At 66.7% G+C, this 23,574-nt stretch carries 21 protein-coding genes and 2 tRNA genes; 2 read left to right on the top strand and 21 right to left on the bottom strand.

Annotated features, from left to right (window positions below; translation table 11 throughout):
- Positions 1 to 71 precede the first annotated feature (71 nt).
- The 13 genes from C8J45_RS03945 to C8J45_RS03885 all read right to left on the bottom strand — a co-directional run bounded on the left by C8J45_RS03945 (position 72) and on the right by C8J45_RS03885 (position 11,451).
- Positions 72 to 148: transfer RNA gene (locus C8J45_RS03945), tRNA-His, on the bottom strand.
- Positions 149 to 214: 66 nt separating this feature from the next.
- A complete protein-coding gene (gene gspN, locus C8J45_RS03940; protein WP_107961928.1) occupies positions 215 to 940 on the bottom strand; it encodes a type II secretion system protein N in 726 nt (241 codons plus the stop codon).
- On the bottom strand, positions 937 to 1,413 hold the full coding sequence (gene gspM / locus C8J45_RS03935) for a type II secretion system protein GspM (RefSeq protein ID WP_107961927.1): 477 nt from the start codon (positions 1,411 to 1,413) through the stop codon (positions 937 to 939). Before gspM ends, gspN begins: the two co-directional genes overlap by 4 nt.
- Entirely contained in the window at positions 1,410 to 2,495 is a 1,086-nt protein-coding gene (gene gspL, locus C8J45_RS03930) for a type II secretion system protein GspL (RefSeq protein ID WP_107961926.1), read from the bottom strand. Before gspL ends, gspM begins: the two co-directional genes overlap by 4 nt.
- Positions 2,492 to 3,490 (bottom strand): type II secretion system minor pseudopilin GspK, encoded by a 999-nt coding sequence (gene gspK / locus C8J45_RS03925; protein WP_258191269.1) that lies wholly within the window; start codon positions 3,488 to 3,490, stop codon positions 2,492 to 2,494. Before gspK ends, gspL begins: the two co-directional genes overlap by 4 nt.
- The gene (gene gspJ, locus C8J45_RS03920; RefSeq protein WP_258191268.1) at positions 3,477 to 4,163 is read right to left on the bottom strand and encodes a type II secretion system minor pseudopilin GspJ; all 687 of its coding nucleotides are present in this window, start codon (positions 4,161 to 4,163) and stop codon (positions 3,477 to 3,479) included. Before gspJ ends, gspK begins: the two co-directional genes overlap by 14 nt.
- A complete protein-coding gene (gene gspI / locus C8J45_RS03915; protein WP_107961924.1) occupies positions 4,160 to 4,531 on the bottom strand; it encodes a type II secretion system minor pseudopilin GspI in 372 nt (123 codons plus the stop codon). The genes gspJ and gspI overlap by 4 nt, the downstream gene beginning before the upstream one ends.
- Positions 4,521 to 4,991, bottom strand: coding sequence for a GspH/FimT family pseudopilin (locus tag C8J45_RS03910; RefSeq protein ID WP_107961923.1), 471 nt, complete (start codon positions 4,989 to 4,991; stop codon positions 4,521 to 4,523). Before C8J45_RS03910 ends, gspI begins: the two co-directional genes overlap by 11 nt.
- Positions 4,966 to 5,406 (bottom strand): type II secretion system major pseudopilin GspG, encoded by a 441-nt coding sequence (gene gspG / locus C8J45_RS03905; RefSeq protein ID WP_107962242.1) that lies wholly within the window; start codon positions 5,404 to 5,406, stop codon positions 4,966 to 4,968. Before gspG ends, C8J45_RS03910 begins: the two co-directional genes overlap by 26 nt.
- Before the next feature lie 8 nt (positions 5,407 to 5,414).
- The gene (gene gspF, locus C8J45_RS03900) at positions 5,415 to 6,641 is read right to left on the bottom strand and encodes a type II secretion system inner membrane protein GspF (RefSeq protein ID WP_107961922.1); all 1,227 of its coding nucleotides are present in this window, start codon (positions 6,639 to 6,641) and stop codon (positions 5,415 to 5,417) included.
- A gap of 171 nt (positions 6,642 to 6,812) precedes the next feature.
- Positions 6,813 to 8,465 (bottom strand): GspE/PulE family protein, encoded by a 1,653-nt coding sequence (locus tag C8J45_RS03895; RefSeq protein WP_107961921.1) that lies wholly within the window; start codon positions 8,463 to 8,465, stop codon positions 6,813 to 6,815.
- Positions 8,462 to 10,681: a type II secretion system secretin GspD gene (gene gspD / locus C8J45_RS03890; RefSeq protein ID WP_107961920.1), complete on the bottom strand. Its 2,220-nt coding sequence runs from the start codon at positions 10,679 to 10,681 to the stop codon at positions 8,462 to 8,464. Before gspD ends, C8J45_RS03895 begins: the two co-directional genes overlap by 4 nt.
- Positions 10,678 to 11,451, bottom strand: coding sequence for a type II secretion system protein N (locus tag C8J45_RS03885; RefSeq protein WP_308811328.1), 774 nt, complete (start codon positions 11,449 to 11,451; stop codon positions 10,678 to 10,680). The genes gspD and C8J45_RS03885 overlap by 4 nt, the downstream gene beginning before the upstream one ends.
- 182 nt (positions 11,452 to 11,633) lie before the next feature.
- Here C8J45_RS03885 and C8J45_RS03880 point away from each other — a divergent pair, with 182 nt between their 5' ends.
- Entirely contained in the window at positions 11,634 to 12,290 is a 657-nt protein-coding gene (locus C8J45_RS03880; RefSeq protein ID WP_107961918.1) for a 2OG-Fe(II) oxygenase, read from the top strand.
- Positions 12,291 to 12,358: 68 nt separating this feature from the next.
- Here C8J45_RS03880 and C8J45_RS03875 read toward each other — a convergent pair whose 3' ends face one another.
- Both C8J45_RS03875 and C8J45_RS03870 read right to left on the bottom strand, forming a co-directional pair.
- Complete coding sequence (locus C8J45_RS03875) at positions 12,359 to 15,166, bottom strand: TonB-dependent receptor domain-containing protein (protein ID WP_107961917.1); 2,808 nt, start codon at positions 15,164 to 15,166, stop codon at positions 12,359 to 12,361.
- Between the two features lie 130 nt (positions 15,167 to 15,296).
- On the bottom strand, positions 15,297 to 16,946 hold the full coding sequence (locus C8J45_RS03870) for a hypothetical protein (protein WP_107961916.1): 1,650 nt from the start codon (positions 16,944 to 16,946) through the stop codon (positions 15,297 to 15,299).
- 308 nt (positions 16,947 to 17,254) lie between these two features.
- On the opposite strand from C8J45_RS03870, the gene C8J45_RS03865 reads away from it, so the two are divergent.
- Positions 17,255 to 17,590: a DUF6481 family protein gene (locus tag C8J45_RS03865; protein WP_056058003.1), complete on the top strand. Its 336-nt coding sequence runs from the start codon at positions 17,255 to 17,257 to the stop codon at positions 17,588 to 17,590.
- A 302-nt stretch (positions 17,591 to 17,892) separates the two neighbouring features.
- Here C8J45_RS03865 and C8J45_RS03860 read toward each other — a convergent pair whose 3' ends face one another.
- From C8J45_RS03860 to C8J45_RS03835, 6 genes are all read right to left on the bottom strand, one after another.
- Entirely contained in the window at positions 17,893 to 19,356 is a 1,464-nt protein-coding gene (locus tag C8J45_RS03860) for an efflux transporter outer membrane subunit (protein ID WP_107961915.1), read from the bottom strand.
- On the bottom strand, positions 19,356 to 20,972 hold the full coding sequence (locus C8J45_RS03855; protein WP_107961914.1) for a DHA2 family efflux MFS transporter permease subunit: 1,617 nt from the start codon (positions 20,970 to 20,972) through the stop codon (positions 19,356 to 19,358). The genes C8J45_RS03860 and C8J45_RS03855 overlap by 1 nt, the downstream gene beginning before the upstream one ends.
- A 1-nt stretch (position 20,973) precedes the next feature.
- The gene (locus C8J45_RS03850; protein ID WP_107961913.1) at positions 20,974 to 22,143 is read right to left on the bottom strand and encodes an HlyD family secretion protein; all 1,170 of its coding nucleotides are present in this window, start codon (positions 22,141 to 22,143) and stop codon (positions 20,974 to 20,976) included.
- The gene (locus C8J45_RS03845) at positions 22,140 to 22,775 is read right to left on the bottom strand and encodes a CerR family C-terminal domain-containing protein (RefSeq protein WP_107962241.1); all 636 of its coding nucleotides are present in this window, start codon (positions 22,773 to 22,775) and stop codon (positions 22,140 to 22,142) included. The genes C8J45_RS03850 and C8J45_RS03845 overlap by 4 nt, the downstream gene beginning before the upstream one ends.
- A gap of 271 nt (positions 22,776 to 23,046) precedes the next feature.
- A tRNA-Val gene (locus C8J45_RS03840) sits at positions 23,047 to 23,121 on the bottom strand.
- Positions 23,122 to 23,188: 67 nt separating this feature from the next.
- A complete protein-coding gene (locus C8J45_RS03835; protein ID WP_056048186.1) occupies positions 23,189 to 23,461 on the bottom strand; it encodes an HU family DNA-binding protein in 273 nt (90 codons plus the stop codon).
- Positions 23,462 to 23,574 lie beyond the last annotated feature (113 nt).

The following is a 23,574-nucleotide window of genomic DNA, read 5'->3' as shown; positions in this document are numbered from 1 at the left end:
TATTATTTTCCGGCCGGTTTTACCAGCCCAAAGCGCTCACGTTGGGGAGGCTCGGAAGAATAATGGGAAAATGGGGCGACCGACGGGACTTGAACCCGCAACATCCGGCATCACAAGCCGACGCTCTAACCAATTGAACTACGACCGCCGCGTAGGCATCGCCCCCTAGCGGGGGTCGCCGGGCGGCGTCAACCGTCGACTTGCCAAAAAGACGTCAAAAACGTCCTTCGATGGCGAGCTTGTACCCGTTCGGGCCGCTCACGAAGCCCGCCTGCTCGAGCTTCTGCACTGCCAGCGGATCGGACGGACGCAGCGACAGCTCGGCGCGGTAGGTCCCTGCCCCCTCGATCCGGAGCGCGATGCTCTCGGTCCCGGACTGGCTCGCCAGCGGCAACAGCAGCGCCGTGCCGTCGCAGCGTGCGGTGCCACTCACCGACTGCGGCAAGGTGATCCCGCCGACGTCACCCGCCAGCGTCGCGCGGACGCGGCCCTCGGCGGCTTCGCACTGGCCATCGCGGAAGCGGACCGAGACGTCGTCGAGGTCGAGCGCGGAGACGGGCACCGGCGCGAACAGCCGACCGGTCGCGACCGTGGCGGTCATGTGGTCAACGCCGAAGCCATGGCGACTGACGCTCGCCGACCCTCGCAACGGCTTGGCCGACACCGATTCGGGACCGGCAAAGACGATCGTCGCGCGACCGACCAGCAGCGGCAGCGGCGATAGCCGCGCGTGCAGATCGCCGAGTGCCAGATCGCCGAACCGCGCTTCGGTCAGCGTCGCGCCCCAGATCGTCCCCGACACGCGCCGCGCGACCAGCCCCTCGTCGCCGACGCCGACCCAGCCGAGCACCGCGCGCATCGGCAGGAAGACGATCAGCGCGATCAGCAGCATCGCGCCGAACAGCGCGGCGGGGCCGGTACGCAAACGGATCCGCCTCATGCCGCGCGTGCCTTCAACGTGAGCGCGACGCCGACGGTCTTGTCGCCCTTGTCGGTCATCGCCACCGAATCGACGAGAATGCCGAGCCGTTCGAGCCGCGCCAGCCATGCGGTCAGTGCAGCGGGACGAGCCGACTGGATACTAACCCGCACCCGGCTCGCGCCATCCTGATCGAGCGAGGCGAGCGCGAAGCCGGCCTGGTCCGCCTCGGCGCGCACTGCGTCGGCCAGCGTGCCGGTCAGCGGCGTGGCCCGCGTCCGCTGAATATCGCGCAACGTTGCAACTTGCGCGCGCGTTTCGCCGAGCCGCGTGACGGCGTCGGCGTGACGTTCGCGCGCGCTCGACAGGCCGTCGCCGACCGGGCGGATGATCAGCGCCCAGAGCAACGTCAGCACCGCGAGCCCCGCCATCACGAGCAGCAATCGCCGCTCCCGCAGCGAGCGACCTTCGAACCACGTCTTCAGTCCGGTCATCGTCCGCTCTCCGGGCTGATCGTGAGTTCGCCCGTCACGCGACCGGCGGCGGCCTGGAACACGCCCGCGCGGACCGAGAAGCCTGCGGATTCGAGCGCACGTTTCAGATCGGTCGCCAAAGCTTCGCGTTCGACCGCAACCGACAGGCGCAGGTCGCCGTTCGCCTGAAAATCGAGCGCGGTGACTTCGGTGCCCGGCGTGGTGCGCACCGCCGCGAAGACTGCCGCGGTCGTGCTGGTGAAGCCCAGCCCCGGCCCCCGCACGCGCGACAGGCGTTCGTCGAGCTGACGGCTGGCGTCGACCACCGTCTCGCCGCGCGGCAAACCGGTGACCGCCACCGTATTGGCCTCCGCCTCCAAGGCATCCGCGCCGAAGCTGTACTTCGCGATGCGGACGAGCGAGATCGCCAGCGTCACGGCCAGGATCGTCAGCGACAATAGCGCAAGCCGTCGGATCAGCCCCCAGTCGATCGCGAACCGTCGCCGCCGCGCGAACGGCCCCTGCCGAAGGTCCAGCGGGGGCGACGCGACGGCGGCGACGATCGCTGCCTCCAACGTATCGCGGTTGATCGTCGCAGGCGCGGTGCCGCCGGTCACCAGCTCCGTCAGTCGCGCCTCGTCGGCGAACCCGCTGGAGATGCCACGCACGACACCGCTGCCAGCGAGTTCCGCCCGCGCGTACCCTTCGTCTGGTCGCGGGAGGAGCATCGGTGCGGGAATGACGGCGACCGGGTGGACGCCTGCCTCCGCCAGCATCAGCAGCCAGTCGCGCATCGTCGCGGCACCGACGACTCCGATCGGTCGGTCGCTCGCGCCTTCGTCCCCGACTGCGACATGGAGTTCGGCGAGTGGCGACGCGCTCGCCTCGCTCGCCAGGATACGCGCGGCCGCCGTCGCCTGCGCCGCGGACCGCGACGGCAGTTCCGCCCAGTGCAGCGTCACCGCGTCGGCAGGCGCCACCGCGATCGTCTCGTCGTCGATCGCATCGGGAATACCCTCCCCCTCCCCGACCACGCGCGCATCCGCAACGCGCATCCAGCGATATCCGGTCTCGCCGGCGGGAAGGAACAGCAAAGTCGTCATGATGGCTCGCCCCATTGCCGCGATACGAGCTGCGCGGGAAGCCGGTTCGCATCGATCAGCGCACGTTCCTGCATTTGTGTCGTGCCGAGCGTCACGTCGATATCGAGCGTGAACCATTTCGACAGCACCTGCGCGTCCGCGCCGGGCGCGATATTGGCGGCGCCGAGCAGCGAGGCGCCCTTCTGCATTTCGTCGAAGGTCGCATAGCCTTGCACCGGTCGCCGCAGCAGCAGTTGCTGGGCAGCACCGACCGACAGCGTATCGGGATACATCATCGCCAGCAGCACGCTCTGTTCGGGTAGCAGCGTGTTGACGTTGATCGGCGACGGCCTGGCGAAGGGCAGCGTGCAGATCCACGGCCGGATCTTCGTGTAGATCTCAGGCGTCATCCCCGCGATCGCGCGCAGTTCGCTCGGGTCGCTCATCAACGTGCCGGCGGTGCGGTACGACGGCACGCGGCCGAGATATGCACCGTCCTCGGCCCCCATCGGTGACTGGTCCTGATCGCTGTCGATCCAGTCGGTCGTGCCCGCCGCGACCTGTTCCGCGACCTGCACCGGCACGTCGAGCAGCCGCATCAGGCGGACGAACTGCGGCCGGACGTCGCCGCGCGCGACGTACATGCCGGGGGTGGTCATGCCGACGAGAGAGTTGAGGTTGAAACAGTTCGCCCCGTCCCGGACACGTGCGGTGGCAAAGCCGCCGGGCACCGGCAGGCCGAACGGCGTATTGCTCCAGCCGCCACTCAGCGTGACGCGCTTGGGACTTTGCGCGAGCAGGTTGGAGACGCGAGTCAGCGCCATCGTCTCGGCTGCCAGCGCATAGGCACGCGCCTGCTCGCCCGTCGCGGCGTTGCTCGCGAGGCGGGTCGACAACCGGAGCTTCTCCAGCGCGGCGCCCGCCATCACCGCGATGATCGCGACGAGCATCAGCACGGTGAGCAACGCCGCACCTCGTTCCTGCCCACGCGGAATGCCGCGATCAGGTGCGCGCACCGGGCGTCTCCCGTCCCGGAGGTGTCGCAGCCGGTGGCGTCGCGGCGGGACCGGTCCCATCAGATGGCGCCGGTACGTAGCTGGTGCCGACGAGGAACATTTGGCGAAATTGCGTTCCGTCGTCGCGCTGGACGGTGAGTTCCATCGCGTCGGGCAAGGGCTTGCCGCTGACGCCGTCCCACCGATCGCTCCATGCGCCGGCGATGCGATAGCGGAGCGCGACCTGCCGGACTTTGGTGAGCAACGCGGCAGGCGGCAGTGGCTGCGCGCCGTCGACCATCGGATAGGCGATCCGCTGAAGCGCGCCCCCGTCGACGCGGTAGGCGACCTTCTGCATGCTGGAGCGCGCCGCACCGTCGATGTTGCTCCAGCCGGCACGGACGAGGCGGAGCATCGGCGTGACGCCCGATCCGCTCTCGCCGATGAATGCGGGGACGCTGGTGCCGGCCTCGTCGCGGCTGCCGCGGTTCGAAGCCTGCGCGAGGTCGGCGGACAGGATCGACATCGTCCGGGTGAGCGCGCTGATGTCGTCGAGCCTGGCGCCGGTCGAGCTCTGCGCCTTTACGCTGAACGACAGGATCGCCACGCCCGCGGCGGCGATCATGCCGAAGATCATGAGCGACACCATGACTTCGATAAGCGTGAAACCGGCCTCGGTTTTTGGAGGCGTCACATCACCATCCGCGGTGCTGGTCGGACCATCGTCAGACGACCGAGTTGCGTGCCGGTCCGGTCGGCGACCGCTACGTCGATCCGCAACACGCTCGATCCGCCGAGTGCGCTGACCTGCCGGGTCCACATCCAGGGCTGGCCGCCGTTCGTCTCGACGCCGGTAACGCGGCCTGCGGTCGGTGGTTGCGCGCTGGTGACCGCGTCGATCGCGACGTTGCGCGCGACCATCTGCGCGACGAGCGTTTCGTCGAGGATCGAGGCGCCGCGGATCGTCGCGCTTTCCAGACGCACGAGTGCCATCGCCGCGAGGCTGAACACTGCCAGCGCGACCATGATTTCTATGAGGGTGAAGCCGCGCTCAGCCCGCATCGGCTCTTACGCTACCGTCGGCGTCGATGTGGACCGTCGCCGCGACGCCGCCACGATCGAGGCGGATTTCCGCAGGGCGATCGACGAGGCCGGTCGGGTCGAACGTCACGCGCATCCGGCCGGTGGTGTCGCCGATGCTCGCTCTGGTGCCTTCGTTCCAGCGTTCGACGCGCATCGGTTTCTCTGCGATCGGTGTCCAGCCGCCCGCCAGCCGCCGGTCGAAGCCGTAGCCGCCGCCGCTAATCCAGACGCTCACCGGACGTGCCTCGACGATCGCCGAATCATGCGCAGCGCGGGTGCGCAGGGCAAAGCGTGTCGCCTCATCGAGCACGCGGCCGCGAGGGTCTGGCATGACGAGCACGGCGACGGCGGATGCGAGACCGATGATCGTGACGACGACCATCAGTTCGACCAGCGTGAAACCGGCTTCGCGCTTATTGCCAGCTGCCGATATCGGCATCGATCCCCTCGCCGCCTTCCTTGCCGTCCGCCCCGAAGGTCCAGACGTCGGCCTCGCCGTGCGCGCCGGGCGAGGCGTAGAGATACGGGCGCCCCCAGGGATCGTTCGGCAGCTTTTTCAGATACCCGCCACGCTGGTACCGCGACGGATCGGCGAGCCCCGCGGGCGCCGAGACGAGCGCGTTGAGCCCCTGCGTAGTGTTGGGAAAGGTCATGTTCTGGAGCTTGTAGAGCTCCAGCCCGCCCTCGATCTGCGCGATGTCGGCCTTCGCCTTCTGGATCCGCGCGGTGTCGCCCGAGGGCAGCACGTTGAGTGCGACGATCGTCGCCAACAGGCCGATGATGACGATCACCACCATCAGCTCGACGAGGGTAAAGCCGGCCTCGCGGAGCTTCTTTTTATCTTCGGGACGCATGAACAACCTCATTGTCCGGCCAACGTGTTGAGCTGGAGGATCGGGAGCAGGATAGATAGCACGATCGTCGCGACGATGCCGCCCATCACGACGATGATCAGCGGTTCGAGCAGCGAGAGTGCGGTGGCGGTGAAGCGGTCGAACTCGCGTTCGAGATAGTCGGCGGCGCGCTCGAGCATCTCGTCGAGGCGACCTGCCGCCTCTCCGCTCGCCGCGAGATACGTCAGCAGCGGCGGGAAGACGCCGGCACGGCGCATCGCGGCGGAGAGCGAACCACCGCCGCGGATCGCGTCGACGATCTGGTCCGAGGCCTGGCGGAGACGGCGATTATGGATCGTGCTCGCGGTCAGGTTGAGCCCGTCGAGCAGAGGCAAGCGGCTCGCGACCATCGTGCCGAGCGTGCGCGCCATCCGTGCCGCGTGAAGATCGCGGATCAGGCGACCGAGCAGCGGGATGCGGAGCAGCCAGCCATCGAACGCGAGTCGCAAAGTCGGGTCCTTCAGCGCCCGCCACCCGGCGAGACCGCCACCGACGACGATCAGCAGCATCACCCACCAGTATCCGACGAGGAACGCCGAGAACGCCATCACCATCCGCGTGAGCAGCGGGAGTTGCTGGCCGACCGTGTCGAATTGCTCGACGACCTGCGGCACCACGAACATCATCAGCGCGGTGACGACGCCGAACGCGACGAGCGCGAGGATCGACGGGTAGGCGAGCGCGGTGATGAGCTTGCCGCGAATCTCGGCTTGGCGTTCGAGCAGGGCGGCGAGCCGGTCGAGAATGGTCGGGAGCGAGCCCGAGCTTTCGCCGGCCGACACCATTGCGCGGTAAAGCGGCGGGAAGCTTTTCGGTTCGCGCGCCATCGCGTCGGCGAGGCGACGGCCTTCGACGACACCGGCGTGGACGTGCTGGACTATTGTCCGGACGCTGTCCTGTTCGGTCTGGCGAGTGATCGTGCGAAGCGACTCTTCCAGAGGCGAGACGCGGTTGAGCGTGGCGAGCTGGCGGGTGAAGAGCGTGAGGTTCTTGCCTGACATCTTCGGCGTACCGAGCTGGAGGCCGAACAGCGGGCGGCCCTTGGTTGCCTGTGGCGGCGCGCCGGGGGTGATCTTCACGACGTAGAATTTGCGCGCGTCGAGCGTGGCACGCGCGACGTCTATATCCGACGCGGCGACGTGGCCGCGGCGTTCGGCGCCCTTGGTGTCGATCGCGATGTAGTCGAAGTCAGCCATCATCCTCCCCTGCAAGGGGAGGGGGACCGCCGCGAAGCGGTGGTGGAGGGGGCGTGCCGCGAACGCTGCGTTGCGCTGCTGGCGGCGTACCGCTGGTGGTGCGAGCGTGGTGAGCCCCCTCCACCAGCTTCGCTGGTCCCCCTCCCCGTTCCAGGGAGGAATTGCCGCACACTACGCAACTACTGAATCCTCGACGACTTCCGTGGTGTCGCGGCGGGATACTCGGACGGCTTCTTCGGCGGTGGTCTGGCCGGAGAGGACTAGTTCGCGGGCCGATTGCGCTAGGTTCGGCGACTTCGCAAATGCGTGCGCGGTGATTTCCGATTCGTGACCGTCGGTGTTGATCAGGCGGCGGATCGTGTCGTCGATGCGGACGGCTTCGAACACGCCGATGCGGCCCCTGTAGCCGGTCTGGTTGCAGTCTTCGCAGCCTTGCGCGACGTAGACGACGGCGTCGGACGCGATGCCGAGCAGCGGGGCGACCGTATCGGACGCGGGCACGGCCTTGCGACACGTCGGACACAGCCGGCGCACGAGGCGCTGGGCGATCACCGCGCGCAGCGTCGAGGCGAGCAGGAAGCTCTCGACCTTCATGTCGCGCATGCGAGTGATCGCGCCGATCGCGTCGTTGGTGTGGACCGTTGAGAGGACCAGATGGCCGGTCAGCGATGCCTGCACGGCAATCTCGGCGGTCTCGCGGTCGCGGATTTCGCCGACCATGACGACGTCGGGATCCTGGCGGAGGATCGCGCGCAGCCCTGCCGCGAAGGTCAGGCCGACCTTTGGGTTCACCTGGGTCTGGCCGACGCCATCGACCGCATACTCGACCGGGTCCTCGACGGTAAGGATGTTACGGCTGCCGTCGTTGAGCAGGCGGAGTGCGGCGTAGAGCGACGTGGTCTTGCCCGAACCGGTTGGGCCGGTGACGAGAATGATGCCGTTGGGCTCGCTCAGCGCCTCGTTCAGGAGCGCGAACAGTGCGGGCGGCAGGCCGAGCGCTTCGAGGTCGATACCGGCGTTTTCCTTATCGAGGATACGCAGCACGACGCGCTCGCCTGCCCGCGACGGCAGCGTCGAGACGCGGACGTCGAGCAGCTTGCCGCCGAGCGTCAGCCCCATGCGACCGTCCTGCGGGACACGGCGCTCGGCGATGTCGAGGCGCGCCATGACCTTGATACGGCTGACGACGACCGGCGCGACGTTGGGCGGCATGCGCAGCGTCTCGCGCAGCACGCCGTCGATGCGCATGCGGACGACGAGGCCGGACTCATACGGCTCGATGTGGATGTCCGACACGCCGTTGCGCGCGGCGTCGGCGATGATGCCGTTGATGAGGCGGATCGCGGGAGCGTCGTCGGCGGTGTCGAGCAGGTCCTCCGCAGTCGGCATGTCGCCGGCCAGCAGGTCGAGTTCGTCGCCCATCCCGACCGCGGCGAGCGCGTTGGCCTGGCCGTCCATCGCGTAGACGTTCGAGAGGAGGCGGTCGAAGGCGACCTGTTCGACGAAGGTGACGTCGAACGGACGTGCGAGGTAGCGGCGGAGTTCGAGCAGGACTTTCGGGTCCGCGCCGGCGCGCATCGCGATGGTGAGGTGGGAGTCCGTGTCGGTATGGTCGACGACGACGCCGAACTTTCGGGCGAAGGCGTAGGGGATGGTGATCTGAGGGAGGTCACTGCTCCCCTCCCGCTCGCGGGAGGGGTTGGGGGAGGGAATGACATAACCCTCGATCGCGTCGTCCGTAAGTAAGACATGCCCTCCCCCGACCCCTCCCGCGAGCGGGAGGGGAGTAGCAGCGTCGATCTCGTGGCCTTCGCGAATGATCATTTCCTGGGCCGCACGACCATCGTCGAGGTGCGTACCGGGACGGCGATACGCGGGTCTTCGATGCTGCCGGGGATCGGTGCGCTCGGGATCGGCGGGGCTGCGCCCATGTAATCGCGGACGAGCTGATCGATCGATGGCTCGGCGCCCGGCTCCTGCAGACCCTGTTGCAGGCGGACATAGCCGTAGCGCTGCTCGGTCAGGCGGCGGCTGTCCTCGGCAGTGCGCAGGATCGTCGGGCGGATGAAGATCATCAGGTTGGTCTTCGACCGCTGCCTCGCCTTCGAGGTGAACAGATGGCCGAGCACGGGGATGTCACCGAGCAGCGGGATCTTCTCGATCGTGCGCCGCTCGTTATCGTCGAGCAGGCCGCTGATCACCGCGATCTGGCCGTCGTCGACGGTGCGGACGGTCTCGACCTCGCGCTTATTGAGGATCAGATCGCTGTTGTCGCTCGACACCGGGCCGGCGATCGAGCTGACCTCCAAGCGGAGGTTGAGCTTCACGGTACCCGACGAGTTCACCTGCGGGCGGACGGTCAGCTCGATGCCGACATTCTGGCGCTGCGTCGTGCGGAAGGCGTTGTCGAAATTGGTGCTGAGCGCCTGCCCCGTGGTGATCGGTATTTCCTGCCCGACGAGGCTGTGCGCCTCCTGGTTGTCGAGCGTGACGAGGTGCGGGACCTGGAGCAGGTTCGAGGTCGTGTCGCTCTTCACCGCGTTGATGATCGCGCCGAAGAAGGTGCTGCCGATCTTGCCGCCGAACCCGCCAAAGCCGCCGGTGGCCGCAAGGATGGATGCGATCGCCGACTGCTGCAGCGCGTCCGCCGCGGCATTGGGGGTGTTCGTTTCGGTGCGCGTGCCATCGGGCGCGACGACCGTCGTGCCGTTGCCGCCGATCGAGCGCGCGCCGATCGCGCCAGCAATCTGCAGGATGTTGGGCGCGGAGTTCGAGAAGGTCGACGCGCCGAACGCGCCACCGCTCGGGTCGCCGACGATGAACTGTGCGCCCAGCGTGCGCGCGGTCGAATCGGAGACTTCGGCGACGATCGCCTCGACCAGAACCTGTTCGCGGCGGGTGTCGAGCTGGCGGACGACTTCGTTCAGCTGGCGCTGGATCTCGGCGGGCGCGGCGATGACGATCGCGTTGGCGCCAGCGAAGCGCGTGACGACTGCCGCAGTCTTGCCGCCCGCCGCGGTGATCGCAGCCTGACCCGATCCGCCGCCCCCGCCGCTCGACGACGGTCCGGATTGCGGGATCTGCGGCTGCGAAAAGTTCGACTGTCCGCCGGACGCGCCGTTGGTGCTGCTCGATCCGAAGTTGGAGCGCGACAATGCCGTCTGCACCGGCTGCGTCGGAGTCTGGCCGACGAGTTCCTGCAAGACCGGCAGCAATTGCTCGGCGTCAGCGTTCTCAAGGAACACGACCTTGATCTCGGTACCGTTGCGCGCCTTCTGATCGAGGTCGGCGGCGACCTGCGCGAGGCGGGCGACGGTGGTCGGATCGCCGCGCAACGCGACCGCGTTCGAGCCCTCGACCGCGACCACCGAAGCGCTCGGACCGGAGCCGGCGCCACCGCCCTGCCCGCCTTGACCGCCGCCAGTGCCGGTTCCGATCAGGCCCTGGAGCGCGGTGGCGATCTCCTTCGCGCTCGCGTTCTTGAGCGCGACGACGCGCGTGGAGGATGTGTCGGTGTCGATCCGGCGGAGGACCTCGCGAATACGGCGGATATTGTCCGCGAAATCGACCACGACGAGGCTATTGCCGCCGCGGTTCGCGCTGACCGAGCCCTGCGCGCTGACCAGCGGGCGAACCGTCTCGACCGCGGACTGCGCGTCGATCGCACGGAGGCGGATGATCTCGGTGACGTAGCTGTTGCGTGCGGCGCCAGCGACGCCGATCCGGCTCGGCTGCGAGGCGGCGTTGTCGAGCGGCTGGACGCGGAACGCACCGCCCGAGGTCGGCACCGCGACGAGGCCATTGGCGCGCAACGTCGAGAGGAAGATCTCGAAATATTCGGAGCGCGACAGCGGGCGGTCGGTGACCACGGTCACCTTGCCCGCGACGCGGTTGTCGATGATGAAGGTGCGCCCGGTAACCTTGGCGGCGTCGGCGATAAACGCGCGGATATCGGCATCGCGGACGTTGAGCGTGGTCTGCGCGTGGACGCCTGCCGCCAGCGCGAGCGCGACAACGGGACCGAGAAACAGTTTTTTCATTGGGGTGGCGCGATCGTGATGGCGAGCGGCAGGGTATCCTGGCCGCGTTCTACGGTGATGGGGACGTTGCCGCCGCCCGCGAAATCCTTGACGATGCGGTCGAGATCGCCGGGGCCGGAAACGGGCCGCCCGCCGATCGAGGTGACGATGTCGCCGTCCTTCAGTCCTGCGGAACGGAACGCGTTGCCCGAGCCTTGCGATCGGACCGTGAGCCCGCTGATGCGGCCGCCGTCGATGCGGGGGATGAAGCCGATCTCGCTGCGCAACTGCGCGACGGGGATGCCGACGACCGGAGACGCAGCGCCGGCGGGTGCCGCGCCCGGAACGACCGGCGTGACGGCGCCCGACTGGTCGAGGAACAGATCCTCGTCGGCACCGCCGCGGTCGATCGTGACGTGATCGAACGCGACCGACTTGAGGCGCACGCCCGGCTGGATCTCGTCGCCGACCGCAACGCTCTGCTGGACACCGTCGGCCCCTGCGATGATCGCCGAACTGCGGCCCATCGCTTCGTCGATGCGCGTACCGAACAGAGTCAGTTGGAGCGAGGTCACCGTGGCCGGTGCGCCGGCCGCACCACCGAGACGGAAGAACGGATCGAACCCGCGCAGGATATCGGCAGGCGACCCTACGACCATCGGCGTGGCGGGACGCCAGTCACCCAGTGGCGTGATCGGCGTCACGATCGTCCACGCCAGCCGTGCGCACTGCACCGCCAGCCCGGCGAGCAGCGCAAGTTCCACCACATTATAGACATTCACGACGGGCATACGCCGCAAGATACGGCGCGCCCGCGCGTCCAGCTTCAACCGCATTCGCGATCCACCCCAATTCCCCGCTCTCTTCGTCGCGTAGGCATGCCATGTTACAATTCCGCGTCAATGGCTTGCACGTCGGTTGCTTCAATTCTGATGGGGTAGCGCTTCGCGTCGGCGATGGGCAGAAGACGTGCATGTCCGATCCTGTCCCGTCCAGTGGCTCCGGCCTGCCCCCCGAAGCGATCATCGCGCGGCTGTCCGTGCCCGGCGTGCAGCGCGTACCGAGCCCCAAACTCGACCTGTTCGTGCGGCGCGACTTCCTGCCGCCCGCGCTGTGCGCCACGCTGATCGAACAGATCGACGCGGTGCGGCGGCCATCGACGATCTCCGATTCGAACGGCGATGCGAGCTATCGGACGAGCGAGACCGGCGACCTGTCGGCGCTGCACCCCGCGGTGATCGAGGTCGAGCGCCGGATCGCGGCGCTGACCGGGCTCGACCCGGTTTACGGCGAACCGCTCCAGGGGCAGCGCTATGCGGTCGGGCAGGAGTTCAAGGGACACACCGACTATTTCGAGCCGAACGGCGTCGATTATCAGCGCTACTGCGGGATTGCCGGCAACCGGACGTGGACCGTGATGATCTACCTCAACCAGCCCGAAGCAGGCGGCGCGACGCGGTTCAAGGCGATCGACAAGATCGTCCAGCCGGAGACGGGCAAGCTGCTGGCGTGGAACAACCGGCGCGCGGATGGCAGCCTCAACCCCGCGACGCTGCATCACGGGATGAAGGTGCGGTCGGGGGTCAAGTATGTGACCACCAAATGGTTTCGGGAGAAGCCTTGGGGTTAGCCGCGGCATTTCGCTCCAGGTACAATCCTCCCCCGCCAAGGGGAGGATTGCGGCTCTCGATCCGGTCCTCAGAACGTCGTGCTGATCCCGAGCGTGAACACCTGACCCAGATTATACCGGTTGATGTACACCTTGTTGCCGTTCTCGAACGTCTGGCCCTCGGTGAAGCGAGTCTTGGTGAGGTTGCGGGCCTCGGCCTTCACCTCGAACTTGGCGCCGCGCAGTTCGACACCCTGGCGGGCGACGAGATCCAGGCGGATGCCGGGCTTTTCGATGATGTCGGGCAGGAAGCCCGTGCCACCGAGGTTCGACGGGCCACGATTGGTCACGCGGTCGCTGGCGTAGTTGAAGAGCAACGTGATCTGCGACAGCGCCTTGGTATCTTCCAGCCCGAGCTGGACATTGACCAGGTGATCCGACTGACCCGTGAGCGGCGCGCCGTCGCGGAAATTGCCGGTCGCGGGTGCGAAGCCGACCTGGCAGCCCCCGGTCGCGGTCCTCTGGTCCACCACGTTCGGGACGCAGCTGCCGTCCACCGTGATCGACGACTGCGTATAGGTGTAGTTGGCGATGAACAGCAGGCGGCGGGTCGCGAAGAAATCGCTGCCGAGCGTGTCGAGCGGCACGTATTTCTGGAACTCGACCTCGCCGCCGTACAGCTTGGCCTTGGGCAGGTTGGTGAAGCCGGTCTGGAGACGATCGTCGGCGCCGGTGTAGAAACCGACCTGCTCGATCGGCTTGTCGATCCGCTTGTAGAACGCCCCAAGCGTAAAGCGCTGGTCACGCGCGAAGAACCATTCGTAACGCGCGTCGAGATTGTAGAGCTTGGTATCCTGCAACAGCGGGTTACCGAAGAACAGGCGATCCGATTCGGGATCGCGGAACTGCTGTGGTGCAAGCTCGCGGAACTGCGGGCGCGAGATCGTCTTCGAAGCGCTCGCGCGAAGCTGCATGTCAGGCGCGAAATTCCAGGTCAGCGTCGAGGCCGGCAGGAAATAGTCGTTCTTCAGACGCGTCGTCGCGGAGAGGATCGGCGTGACACGCTCTTCCGCCGTTTCGTAGCGCACGCCGATCGTCGCGCGGACGCCGTCGGTCGCCTCGGCCTCGGCCTGGACATAGCCCGCATGGATCCGCAGCGACGCATCATACTGATACGCGCCGAGCGGGGTGTTGAACTGCAATTCGAGCGAGTTGAGCGGATCGTTGGTATCGATCGCCAGCAGGTAATCCGGACGGAGCAGATTGTACGGATAGCCCGGCGCGGTGCCGCCGCCGCGCGGCGTCTGGTAGTTGAACTGGAGGCGCGACGACGTACGCTTCGTATCCGAGTAGAAATACCCGGTCGATAGCGACATCGGCCGCTCGGTCGACAGCTTGTACGTCGCGTCCGCCTGGCCGCTGTAGAGGTCTTCCTTCAGTTCGCTGAAGATGATCGAGGCGAACGGCGAGAAGCGCTGCGTCACCTGATACGCGCCATTGCACTGCGCGCCGCCGGTCCCGTTCGGATCCTGCACCGTGATTGGCTGACCCGTCGTGGTGGTGTTCGAGCAGAGATAGTCGAACTGCCGCTCGTACGGGGCGTTGCGCTTCGAATTGGCATAAGCGCCACGGACGTCGAGCGTCAGCGCGTCGACGGGCTTGAACGCACCAACCAGCTGGCTCTCGAACAGCTGGCGTTCGAACCAGTTGGTATTCTGCTGGAAACGCAGGCCGCTGGAGTTGTTGTAGGTAGTCGCCGACGAGCCACGCGCCTGCTTCAGCGTGTCGTGGATATAGACGTTGGTCAGCTTGATGCTGTTCTCGCCGAACTCGTAGCCGAGGCCGATCAGCGCGTTGGCGACGATCCGGTTATCGGTCAGCAAAGTCTGGAAATCGTTGCGGAGCAGCCCTTCGTTGGTCACCGAATCCTGCTGCGTGATGCTGCGGGTGCGGAAGGTGTTGCTCGCGCTGACCGACGCGATCACGCCGAGCCGGCCCGAACCGATGTCGAACACCGAGCCGCCGCTGATCTCACCCGAGAAATTGGCGGGAAGCTGGTTGTTGCGCTGGAGCAGCGAGGTCGAGGCGTTGCTGAGCGTCGCAGCCTGCGCGGCCGAGATGTTGCCGGTGCCGCTCGGTGCGTTCTTGATGAAGCTCGGCACTTTCCGCGTGCCGTCGTCGAAGCCGATCCAGTCGGCATCGCCACCATAATAGGTGTAGCCGAGTTCGCTGGTGGTCGCAGTGTCGGCCGAGATCGAACCGCCGAACGACAGGAAGTTCTTGTCCGGGATCGCCTTGGTCGTGAGGTTGATCACGCCACCGCCGAATTCGCCGGGATAGTTCACCGAATAGGTCTTCTGGACCAGCGCCGACCCGACGATCGTGGTCGGGAAGATGTCGAGCGGGACCGAACGGCGCAGCGGCTCGGGGCTTGGCAGTGGCGAACCATTCAGCAGCGATGATGAGTAACGATCGCCGAGACCGCGGACATAGACGAAGCCGTTGCCGACGATGCTTAGGCCGGTGACGCGCGACAGCGCGCCGGCGATGTCGCCTTCGCCGGTACGCGCGATGTCTTCGGTCGACAGGATCGAGACGACCTGCGGGGTCGCGCGTACGAAATTCGGGATGTTGCGACCGACGACGACGATGTCCTCACCGGCGTTGGGATCGTAGCCCGGCGTCGACACTTCGGCTTGCGCTGCGGCAGACCCTGCACCGGCAGCCTGGGGCGCAGACGTGTCCACCGGCGTCGAGGTAGGCCCCGTCGGCGTGGTCGAGGCGGGTGGCGATGCCGCGGGAGCCGGCGCGGCGCCGCCGGTTTGGGCCAGCACCGCGGGCGCGACCAGCTGGGAGGTCAGGAGAAGTAAGGTGGCATAGCCGAAGCGCGTTTGCATGGCCGAATATCCAGATCAGGAGTCTATGGGCAAATGCCGGGGTGGTCGTCGAACCACCCCGGCATCGCTGCTCACATCATCGACCGCCCCAGCGGACTGGGGAGCCGACTAAGGGGACGACTGCGAACCGTTACCGGCCGTTGCAGTTGAAGTAGACCGACGTGAAGATCGGCGGCCCCTGGTCCTGCTTCGAAGCATCGGCTGCGCGGATCGTCGAGCGGTCGGCCTGGCTGGCTTCCTGCGCAACGAGGTTGAGGCAGGCGACGGTCGCCGGCGTCTTCACGATGCCGTTGATGAAGCGCATGTCCGAACCACCACGCTGGCGGATCGCGGCCGGTGCAAATGCGGTCTGCACGAACGTGAAGTTCGAATACTGACCGAAGGTACGTGGCAGCAGATCCTCTGCACCGTTCGAGTCGATCTCGGTCGAGAACGAGTCGGCGGTTGCCGGGGTGATCTTCTGCGCAGCGATGATGAACTGCATGAAGCCGCGATAGCCGTTGTCGATGTCGTAGCCGTCGTCGTCGGCGCCGGTGACCGCGAAATACTTGATGTTCGTGGTGCCGCCGAAGATCTCGATGCCGTCATCGGCCGAGTTGTGGCTCTGGACGTGATCGATCGTCGTCGCCGAACCGGTGCCGCCGAGCGTCAGGCCCTGCAGCTCGTTGCCATCGCTGATCGCGATGCCGCTGTAGCGGATCTGGACGTACTGCATCGTACCGCTGTTGTCGGCCTGCGTAGGGCCACCATAGGACCGCCCGGTGACGCCCTCGATCGCGAGCTGGCAGGTCGTGCTGGTGCCGCCCGCGTTGTTCGGGCCGGTACCGGTGGCGCAGACCGCGACGGGTGCGCGGCCGAGCAGGATGATCCCGCCCCACTGGCCCTGCGTCGCATCGCTGACGCCGTTGGCGGTCAGGTTCTGCTGCGACGTGAAGATGATCGGCGCATCGCGCGTACCGACGGCGCTGATCTTCGACCCGCGGTTGACGAGCAGGAGGTCGGCGGTGACTTCGGTCGAATCCGCCGCGACGACGACGCCAGGCGCGATCGTCAGCGTCACGCCGGTATCGGCACCGGTCGTGCCGACATCGGTGCCGACTTCGGTCTGGCCACGCAGGCGATAGACGACCCCGGCAATCTTCGGCAGCGTCAGGCTGGCGGTGATGAGCGTCGGCAGACGGCAGAGGCGGCGCGTTGCGGGCGCCGAACTGGTTTCGTTCGTCCCATCGTCGATCGTACCCGTCGGGCACACCGAGGTCGCAGCGCTGTATGCACCGATGCTCGGGACGGCCGTGCAACTCGCGGTCGTGGTGCCGCCGAACTGCGCCGACGACGAGTTGCAGGTCCAGCCCTGGAACGCCGTGTCGGTCGGACCGTTCAGCGCGCCGACGAAGTTCGTGCTGGTGAAGAACGGGTTGATCGACGACGGGTCGGTCGCGGTGGTCGCCGAAGTGGCAGCAATCGGGTAGACGCCATTCAGGACGTTCGTGCCGTTGACGTTGTTGTTCGTGCCCGCGTTGACGATCGCAAGCTGCTCGTCGGCGCTGATCGTGATCGAGCCGTCCGAGCGCGCGCCCGAGGTCGAGGCGAACTGTGCGGCCGTGATCGCAGTCGGCGTTGGCGTCGGGGTGGACGGCGTCGGGGTCGGCGTTGCCGGCGGGGTGATGATCACCGTGCCTGCGCCCGGCGAAGCGACGTCGTCGGCACCGCCGCATGCGGTGAGTGCGAGGCAGGCCGTGCCGGTCAGCAGGATCGTGCCGAGGCGAGTAAAGCTGGTCATGCGAAGGACTCCCGAGTCGTACCGTTGTTTGTTCGGATCGACCCAGGCTCCCCCCTGCCGACCGTGACATGGCGGTTAGGCTGGCCAGATGACGCGGCGATGCGATTTCGGTTACGCTTGCATGACGATGATATGACGGTTCGATGACTGTCGATCGGGATGCTGCCGACCCGCGCCTTGAAAACCGCGCCATCGAACACATCTCTTCCGATCCGGCGCGCGATGATTTAAAGGCGCAGCCAGCGTCAATGCCCACGCATTCCTGCGTGCGGGCGGTCAGACCGATATTACAGGATTATTCTACGACAATGGCCTCTTTCAAGGACCCCAGCTTCCAGGACCGTACGAGCAGCGCAGCCGCCGCCAAGCAGAAGGCGCTGGAAGCTCTGCGCGCCAAGCCACCGATCGACGAAGCGGTCGTAGCCGAGCGCCTCGCCGCGCGCGAAGCCAAGGAACTCGCCGAGCGTGAGAAGCGTGCTGCCAAGCGTGCCGCCGAGGACGAAGCCAAGGCTGCCAAGAAGGCAGAGGCCGAAGCAGCCGCTGCGAAGAAGCGCGAGGCCGAGGCCAAGGTCGAGCTGACCGACGCCGAGAAGAAGGCGATCCGTGACGCCAAGTATGCGGCGCGGAAGAACAAGAAGAAGTGATTTTTGGGGCGGTCGTTTGGCCGCCCATTTTGATTGAACGACTGCTCGCTGAAAACACCTGCCTAAAAAACGACTACCCCGGCGAAGGCCGGGGCCCAATTGGCAAGGTTGCAGTGATGAAGCGCGCACTTACGTTACCGACGTTTCCCAATTGGGCCCCGGCCTTCGCCGGGGTGGTGTTGTAACTCGCAGGCGCCCTTCCCCGATACTTTGTTCTCCCGCGAAGGCGGGAGCCCAGACTGGGCTCCCGCCTTCGCGGGAGAACAAGTAGGTTCGGGTGACGGATGAGTTAGCGCGTGCGCCTACTCCGCCTGCTCCCAACCACCCCCCAGCGCTTTGAACAGCGCCACCGTAAGCTGCCGCAACTGCGCATCGCTCGACACCAGCTGCTCCCGCGCCGTCAGCACGTCCGTCTCCGCATTCAACAGAGTCGTCTGCGCCACGAACCCGGTTCGGTACTGCGACTCCGCCGCCTTCGCGCTGCTCTGCGCATCGACCACCGCGCGCTGCAAAGCCGCATTCCGACGCCGTTCGGCCGCGATCTGCGCGAGCGGGTCCTCGACGTCGCGCAGCGCCTGCAACACGGTCGAGCGATAGCGCAGATACGCCTGCTCGCGATCCTCCTCGCGCGACTTCACGGTCGACTTGCGCCGGCCCCAGTCGAGCAGCGGAAATTGCGCCGCGCCGGAGGCGGTCAGCTGGAGACTGTCGCCCGAGAACAGATTGCCGAGCGCGGTCGAGATCAGCTGGCTCATGCCGGTGAGGCTGAACTTCGGATACATATCCGCCACCGCCACGCCGATATCCGCGGTCGAGGCAGCCAGATCGCGCTCTGCCGCCCGTACGTCGGGGCGACGACGCAACAGCTCCGACGGCAACCCCGCCGGGATAGTCGGCACACCAAGCGGTGCGACCGAAGGCGCTGCGAGTTCGGTCATCAATGTCGCAGGCGGCTCGCCGAGCAGGATCGCCAGCGCGTGCATGCGGACGTCGACATCGGCACGGACCGGCTCGGCACGCGCTTGCGTCGAGGTGATCGAGGCGCGCTGGCGGGTGACGTCGATCGGCGGGACGAGGCCGACCTTGGCGATGTTGCCCGCGATCGTCAGTGCGCGTTGCTGGTTGGCGATCTCGCCCTCGATCGTCGCGAGCTGCGCCTGGTCGAGCCGCAGCGCGAAATACGCCTGCGCGACTTCCGCCGCGAGCGTCACCGCAGCGTCGCGCTTCGACCAGACCGCTGCTTCGGTCCGCGCCCGCGCGCCTTCGGTGCTCCGCCGGACGCCGCCGAACAGGTCGAGCTCCCAACTCGCGTCGAACCCGACCGAGTACGTCGTGATCCCGCTGCCGGGCAGTGCTATCCCCCCGGTCGAGCCGGTGCCGCCTGCCCCCGTGCCGCCGCTGAACGCACGTGCGATCGACGAGAGGCCGGCGTTCTTGCTGAACTCGATGTGGCTCGGACTGGCGCTGGCGTTCACGCTCGGCAACCCTTGCGAGCGTGCGACGATCTCCTGCAACCGCGCCTGGCGCACGCGCGAGGCGGCGATCGCGATGTCGGGATTGCCCTTCAGCGCGCGCTCGACGAGGCCGTCCAGTTGCGGATCGCCGAACGCCGACCACCAGCGCGCCGGATCGACCGTCGCACCAACGCTCGCTTGCGGACCAACGAACGCCGGCGGCACCGCCATCTCCGGCGGGGTGTAGTTCGGGCCGACGGTGCACCCCGCGAGCAGGGCCGCAACCGCAACCACCATGAACCGCGCACGCATCAATGCATCCCTCCCGAGGGCGCGCCGCCGGTCTTGCCGGAGCGCATGAATAGAACCAGTGGCGCGACGCACAGCACGACCACCATCATCGCGCGGAACACGTCGAGGAACGCGAGCATCGTCGCCTGCCGCTGCATCTGGCTGTAGAGAACGGCCAAGGGAGTCGTCGCATCGCCCTGCCCGCCGAACACGCTCGTCGCCTTCTGCATCCAGTCGTTATAATTCGGATCGAGCGGGTTGAGCGTCTGCGTCAGTTCCGACTGGTGCCGCTGCAATCCGCCCGCAAGCTGCGTCTGCGCGAAACAGATGCCGATCGTGCCGCCGAGGTTCCGCGAGACGTTGAGCAGGCTCGACGCCTGCGCAGTCTGCGTCTGCTTGAGACCGACATAGGCGATCGCGTTGATCGGCACGAACAGGAACGGCAGCGCCATCGCCTGGAACAGCCGCGCGAACGCCGCATCGGAAAACGCGATGTCGGCGGTCAGGTGGCTCATGTTCCACAGCGCGAACGCCTGCACCAGCAACGCGGGGAAGAGGAGGAAGCGGACGTCGACCAGCCCGCTCAACCGCCCCGCGAATGGCACCATGACGAGCGTCGCCAGACCGCCGGCGGTTAGCGCGAGGCCGGCGTCGAGCGAGCTGTAGCCGAGCACCTGTTGCAGCATCTGCGGGATCAGCTGCGTGGTGCCGAACAGGATCATCCCGGTGACGCCCATCACGCCGATCGTCAGCGCGAAGTTGCGGTTCTTCATCAGCTTGAGGTCGATCACCGGGTCCTTGTGGTTCAGTTCCCAGACGACGAGCGTGACCAGCGACACCGCGGCGATGATCGCCGACATGACGATGAAACCGCTCGCGAACCAGTCCTCGCGCTCGCCGCGATCGAAGGTGAGTTCGAGGAAGCCGAGCCCGAGCGCGACCAACGCGACGCCGACATAGTCGATCGTCAGGCCGTTCTTGAAGCGCTCGTCGCGGTCCTTCTTCACCTGATCCGGCTCGTCGACGAACGTCTCGACCAGGAACCACGCGGCGATGCCGACCGGCACGTTGATCAGGAAGACCCAGTGCCAGCTCGAATATTCGACGATGTAGCCGCCGAGCGTTGGCCCGAGCACGGGGCCGACGACGACGACGATCGCGAACGCCGCGAACGCCATCCCGCGTTGTTTGGGCGGGAAGGTGTCGGCGAGGATCGACTGTTCGACCGGCGCCAATCCGCCGCCGCCGATGCCTTGTAAGACGCGGGCGACGACGAGGGTGCCGATGTTCGGCGCGAGGCCGCAGAGCAGCGAGGCGAGCGTGAACAACGCGATCGAGAGGAGGAAATAGCGCTTCCGGCCGATCGCGTCCGACAGCCAGCCCGAGATCGGGATGACGATCGCGTTGGCGACGAGGTAGCTTGTCAGCACCCAGGTCGCCTGATCGGTGGTGATCGACAGCCCGCCCGAGATATGATCGAGCGCGACGTTGGCGATCGAGGTGTCGAGCACCTCCATGAAGGTCGGGATCGAGATGATCGCGACGATCAGCCACGGGCTGTACTTGCCCGCCGCCGACCGGCTTGGCGACCAGGTGTGACCGCCGCCCGCATCAGCTTTCGCTGGGGCTTTCGCCACCTCAGCGGACCTTGACGGTCGGCACCACCGACATGCCGGGGCCGATCGGATAGCGCTTCGGATCCGGACCGTTCTTCGCGTCGAACACGATACGCACGGGGACGCGCTGGACCACCTTCACATAATTGCCGGTCGCGTTCTGCGGGGGCAGCAGCGCGAACGCCTGGCCAGCGCCGCGCTGGATCGAGTCGACATGCCCCTTGAAATCGACGCCGGGATACGCGTCGACATGGATGTCGACGGGCTGGCCGATCTTCATCAGCGTGAGCTGCGTTTCCTTGAAGTTGGCCGTCACCCACATTGTGTCGGGGACGATCGCCATCAACTGCGTGCCGGGCGCGACATAGGAGCCGACATTGACCGAGCGGTTGACGACCTGGCCGGCAACCGGCGCGGTCAGGCGGAGATCGCCGATCGTGACGTTGGCCTGATCGACCTGCGCGCGACGGGCGTCGATCACCGACTTCGCCGCGCCGACCTGTTTCCTGGCGACGCTGATCTGCGCGGTGGCGGTGTCGATCTGCTCGCGGGCGGCGGCGGCATCGGCGGCGGTCTGGCGCGCGGTGGCACGTGCCTGATCGAGCTGTTGGCCGGCGACAGCGCTCGGGTCGAGCCGCAGCAACGCCTCGTAGCGCGCGAGATCCTGCTGGGCCTTCACCGCAGCCGCCATTGGGACGCGTGCTTGGGCGGCCGCCTGCTGGCGTTGCGCTTCGGCGGCGGTGACCTGTGCCTGCGCCTGCGCGAACTGCGCGCGGGCCTGCGATTCGTTTGCCTGCGCCTCGGCGACCTGCGCATCGCGGCCGGATGCCTTGATCACGGCGAGCAGGCGACCTGCCTCGACGTGGCGGTTGTCGATGTCGGCGACCTGCACCAGCGTCCCCGCGACCTGCGGTGCAAGGCGGACGATGTGCGTGTCGACGAACGCATCGTCGGTCGACTCGAACTGCCGCGCGTGAAGCCAGTAGAGCACGCCGCCGATGATCAACCCGCCGACGACGATGATGAGGATGATCCAGAACAGCGGCTTCTTGAACACCGACGGCTTCTTGTCGGCCTCGTCGTCAGAGTCGTCCTGCTGTTCCGTATCGGACTGCTGGTCCTCGCCATTCGGATCGGATTTGCGATCCTCATCGTTGTGGTCGGTGTCGGAGTGGTTCGTCTGGTCGGTCATGCCTGGCCCTGTTCTTCAGCACGCATCGAATCGAGGATGGCGTCGATATTGGCGTCGATCCGCGCCTTGATATCGTGGATGTCGTCGGCCCCGAGCGCATCGCGCCCGAGCAGTTTGAGGAAGGTCGCGCGGCTCGATCGCAGCGCGAGGACCTGCCCCATCAACGTGATCGTCGTGATCCGCGCGATGCGCGCGCTGCTACAGCCGGTCGCGGTGGCGACGAGATCGGCAAGCGTCTCGATCATCTGCCCCATCACGCCGCCATAGATCCGCTCGAACGCCGCACCGGGTTTCATCTGCTCGCGCAGGATGAACAGCGTCCAGTCGGCGTTCTCGTCGCTCGCCATCTTGTCCGCGAGCCGCGCGAAAATCCGATGGATCCGGGTGCGCGCTGCGGTGGCGTCCTCGACGACCCCGGCGGGTACGTCGAACGGCTCGGTCATCATCGCGGACATGCGCTCGGCGATCCGATCCGCCGCGGCGAGGTACAGCCCGTCCTTACCGCCGTAATGATAGGTGATCGACGACATCGCCGTGCCCGCCGCCGCAGCGATCGCGCGCGTGCTTGCCCCCTCCAGCCCCTTGCTGCCGAATTCGCTGATCGCGATGTCTAGGAGTCGTGACTGGACCACGCGCGGCATTTAGTTCGATCGAACGAACCAGCCTAATGAAGAAGCTGTCATGTTACGCTGAGGGGGGGTGCGCCGACTTCCCGCACGTCCCCGTCATCCTGACGAAAGTCAGGACCCAGAGTAACGGGCGTCGCACTGCCTGGCTCTGGATCCTGACTTTCGTCAGGATGACGGATCTTTGGGGGCGAAGCATGCCGCGAGATCATCATGCCCCGACGGCAGCCAGAAACAGCAACGCCGGCCCCTTCGTGCGAAGGAACCGGCGTAAATCTGGTGGGCGCGGCTGGGATTGAACCAGCGACCCCACCCGTGTGAAGGGTGTGCTCTACCACTGAGCTACGCGCCCGAAACTCGTTCGGAAGCGGGCCTTTAGGCAGACCCCGTCCACCTGTCCAGCCCTATCGACACCGGTCCTAGTTGACCGCGTCCTTCAGGCCCTTGCCGGCCTTGAACTTCGGCTGCGTCGAGGCCTTGATCGTCATCGGCTCGCCGGTACGGGGATTGCGGCCGGTCGACGCCTTGCGCTTCGAAATCGAGAACGTGCCGAAACCGACCAGGCGAACCTCGTCGCCCTTCTTCAACGATGCCTCGATCGCGTCGAACACCGCCTCGACGGCCTTGACCGCGTCGGCCTTCACCAGCCCGGACGTGTCGGCAACCGTCGCGATCAGTTCCTGCTTGTTCATATAGTCCCCCGGAAAGTCTCAAGTCGGCCGCGATAGAATCACGGCCGCAGTCAGCGCGCAATAATGCGGCGGCCCCGTCTGCTGTCAAACGAAACCGCCGCGTCATCGCTTAC

Source organism: Sphingomonas sp. PP-CE-3G-477 (assembly GCF_003050745.1).
Lineage (GTDB): Bacteria > Pseudomonadota > Alphaproteobacteria > Sphingomonadales > Sphingomonadaceae > Sphingomonas.
The sequence above is the reverse complement of the archived record's forward strand: the minus strand, read 5'-3'. Positions and strand labels throughout refer to the sequence as shown.

What these genes read in the sequence shown, in the direction of transcription:
- gspN (WP_107961928.1), bottom strand. Translation starts at nt 940, where the DNA reads ATGAGGCGGATCCGTTTGCGTACCGGCCCCGCCGCGCTGTTCGGCGCG.
- gspM (WP_107961927.1), bottom strand. Translation starts at nt 1,413, where the DNA reads ATGACCGGACTGAAGACGTGGTTCGAAGGTCGCTCGCTGCGGGAGCGG.
- gspL (WP_107961926.1), bottom strand. Translation starts at nt 2,495, where the DNA reads ATGACGACTTTGCTGTTCCTTCCCGCCGGCGAGACCGGATATCGCTGG.
- gspI (WP_107961924.1), bottom strand. Translation starts at nt 4,531, where the DNA reads ATGCGGGCTGAGCGCGGCTTCACCCTCATAGAAATCATGGTCGCGCTG.
- C8J45_RS03910 (WP_107961923.1), bottom strand. Translation starts at nt 4,991, where the DNA reads ATGCCGATATCGGCAGCTGGCAATAAGCGCGAAGCCGGTTTCACGCTG.
- gspG (WP_107962242.1), bottom strand. Translation starts at nt 5,406, where the DNA reads ATGCGTCCCGAAGATAAAAAGAAGCTCCGCGAGGCCGGCTTTACCCTC.
- gspF (WP_107961922.1), bottom strand. Translation starts at nt 6,641, where the DNA reads ATGGCTGACTTCGACTACATCGCGATCGACACCAAGGGCGCCGAACGC.
- C8J45_RS03895 (WP_107961921.1), bottom strand. Translation starts at nt 8,465, where the DNA reads ATGATCATTCGCGAAGGCCACGAGATCGACGCTGCTACTCCCCTCCCG.
- gspD (WP_107961920.1), bottom strand. Translation starts at nt 10,681, where the DNA reads ATGAAAAAACTGTTTCTCGGTCCCGTTGTCGCGCTCGCGCTGGCGGCA.
- C8J45_RS03885 (WP_308811328.1), bottom strand. Translation starts at nt 11,451, where the DNA reads ATGCCCGTCGTGAATGTCTATAATGTGGTGGAACTTGCGCTGCTCGCC.
- C8J45_RS03880 (WP_107961918.1), top strand. Translation starts at nt 11,634, where the DNA reads ATGTCCGATCCTGTCCCGTCCAGTGGCTCCGGCCTGCCCCCCGAAGCG.
- C8J45_RS03875 (WP_107961917.1), bottom strand. Translation starts at nt 15,166, where the DNA reads ATGCAAACGCGCTTCGGCTATGCCACCTTACTTCTCCTGACCTCCCAG.
- C8J45_RS03870 (WP_107961916.1), bottom strand. Translation starts at nt 16,946, where the DNA reads ATGACCAGCTTTACTCGCCTCGGCACGATCCTGCTGACCGGCACGGCC.
- C8J45_RS03865 (WP_056058003.1), top strand. Translation starts at nt 17,255, where the DNA reads ATGGCCTCTTTCAAGGACCCCAGCTTCCAGGACCGTACGAGCAGCGCA.
- C8J45_RS03860 (WP_107961915.1), bottom strand. Translation starts at nt 19,356, where the DNA reads ATGCGTGCGCGGTTCATGGTGGTTGCGGTTGCGGCCCTGCTCGCGGGG.
- C8J45_RS03850 (WP_107961913.1), bottom strand. Translation starts at nt 22,143, where the DNA reads ATGACCGACCAGACGAACCACTCCGACACCGACCACAACGATGAGGAT.
- C8J45_RS03835 (WP_056048186.1), bottom strand. Translation starts at nt 23,461, where the DNA reads ATGAACAAGCAGGAACTGATCGCGACGGTTGCCGACACGTCCGGGCTG.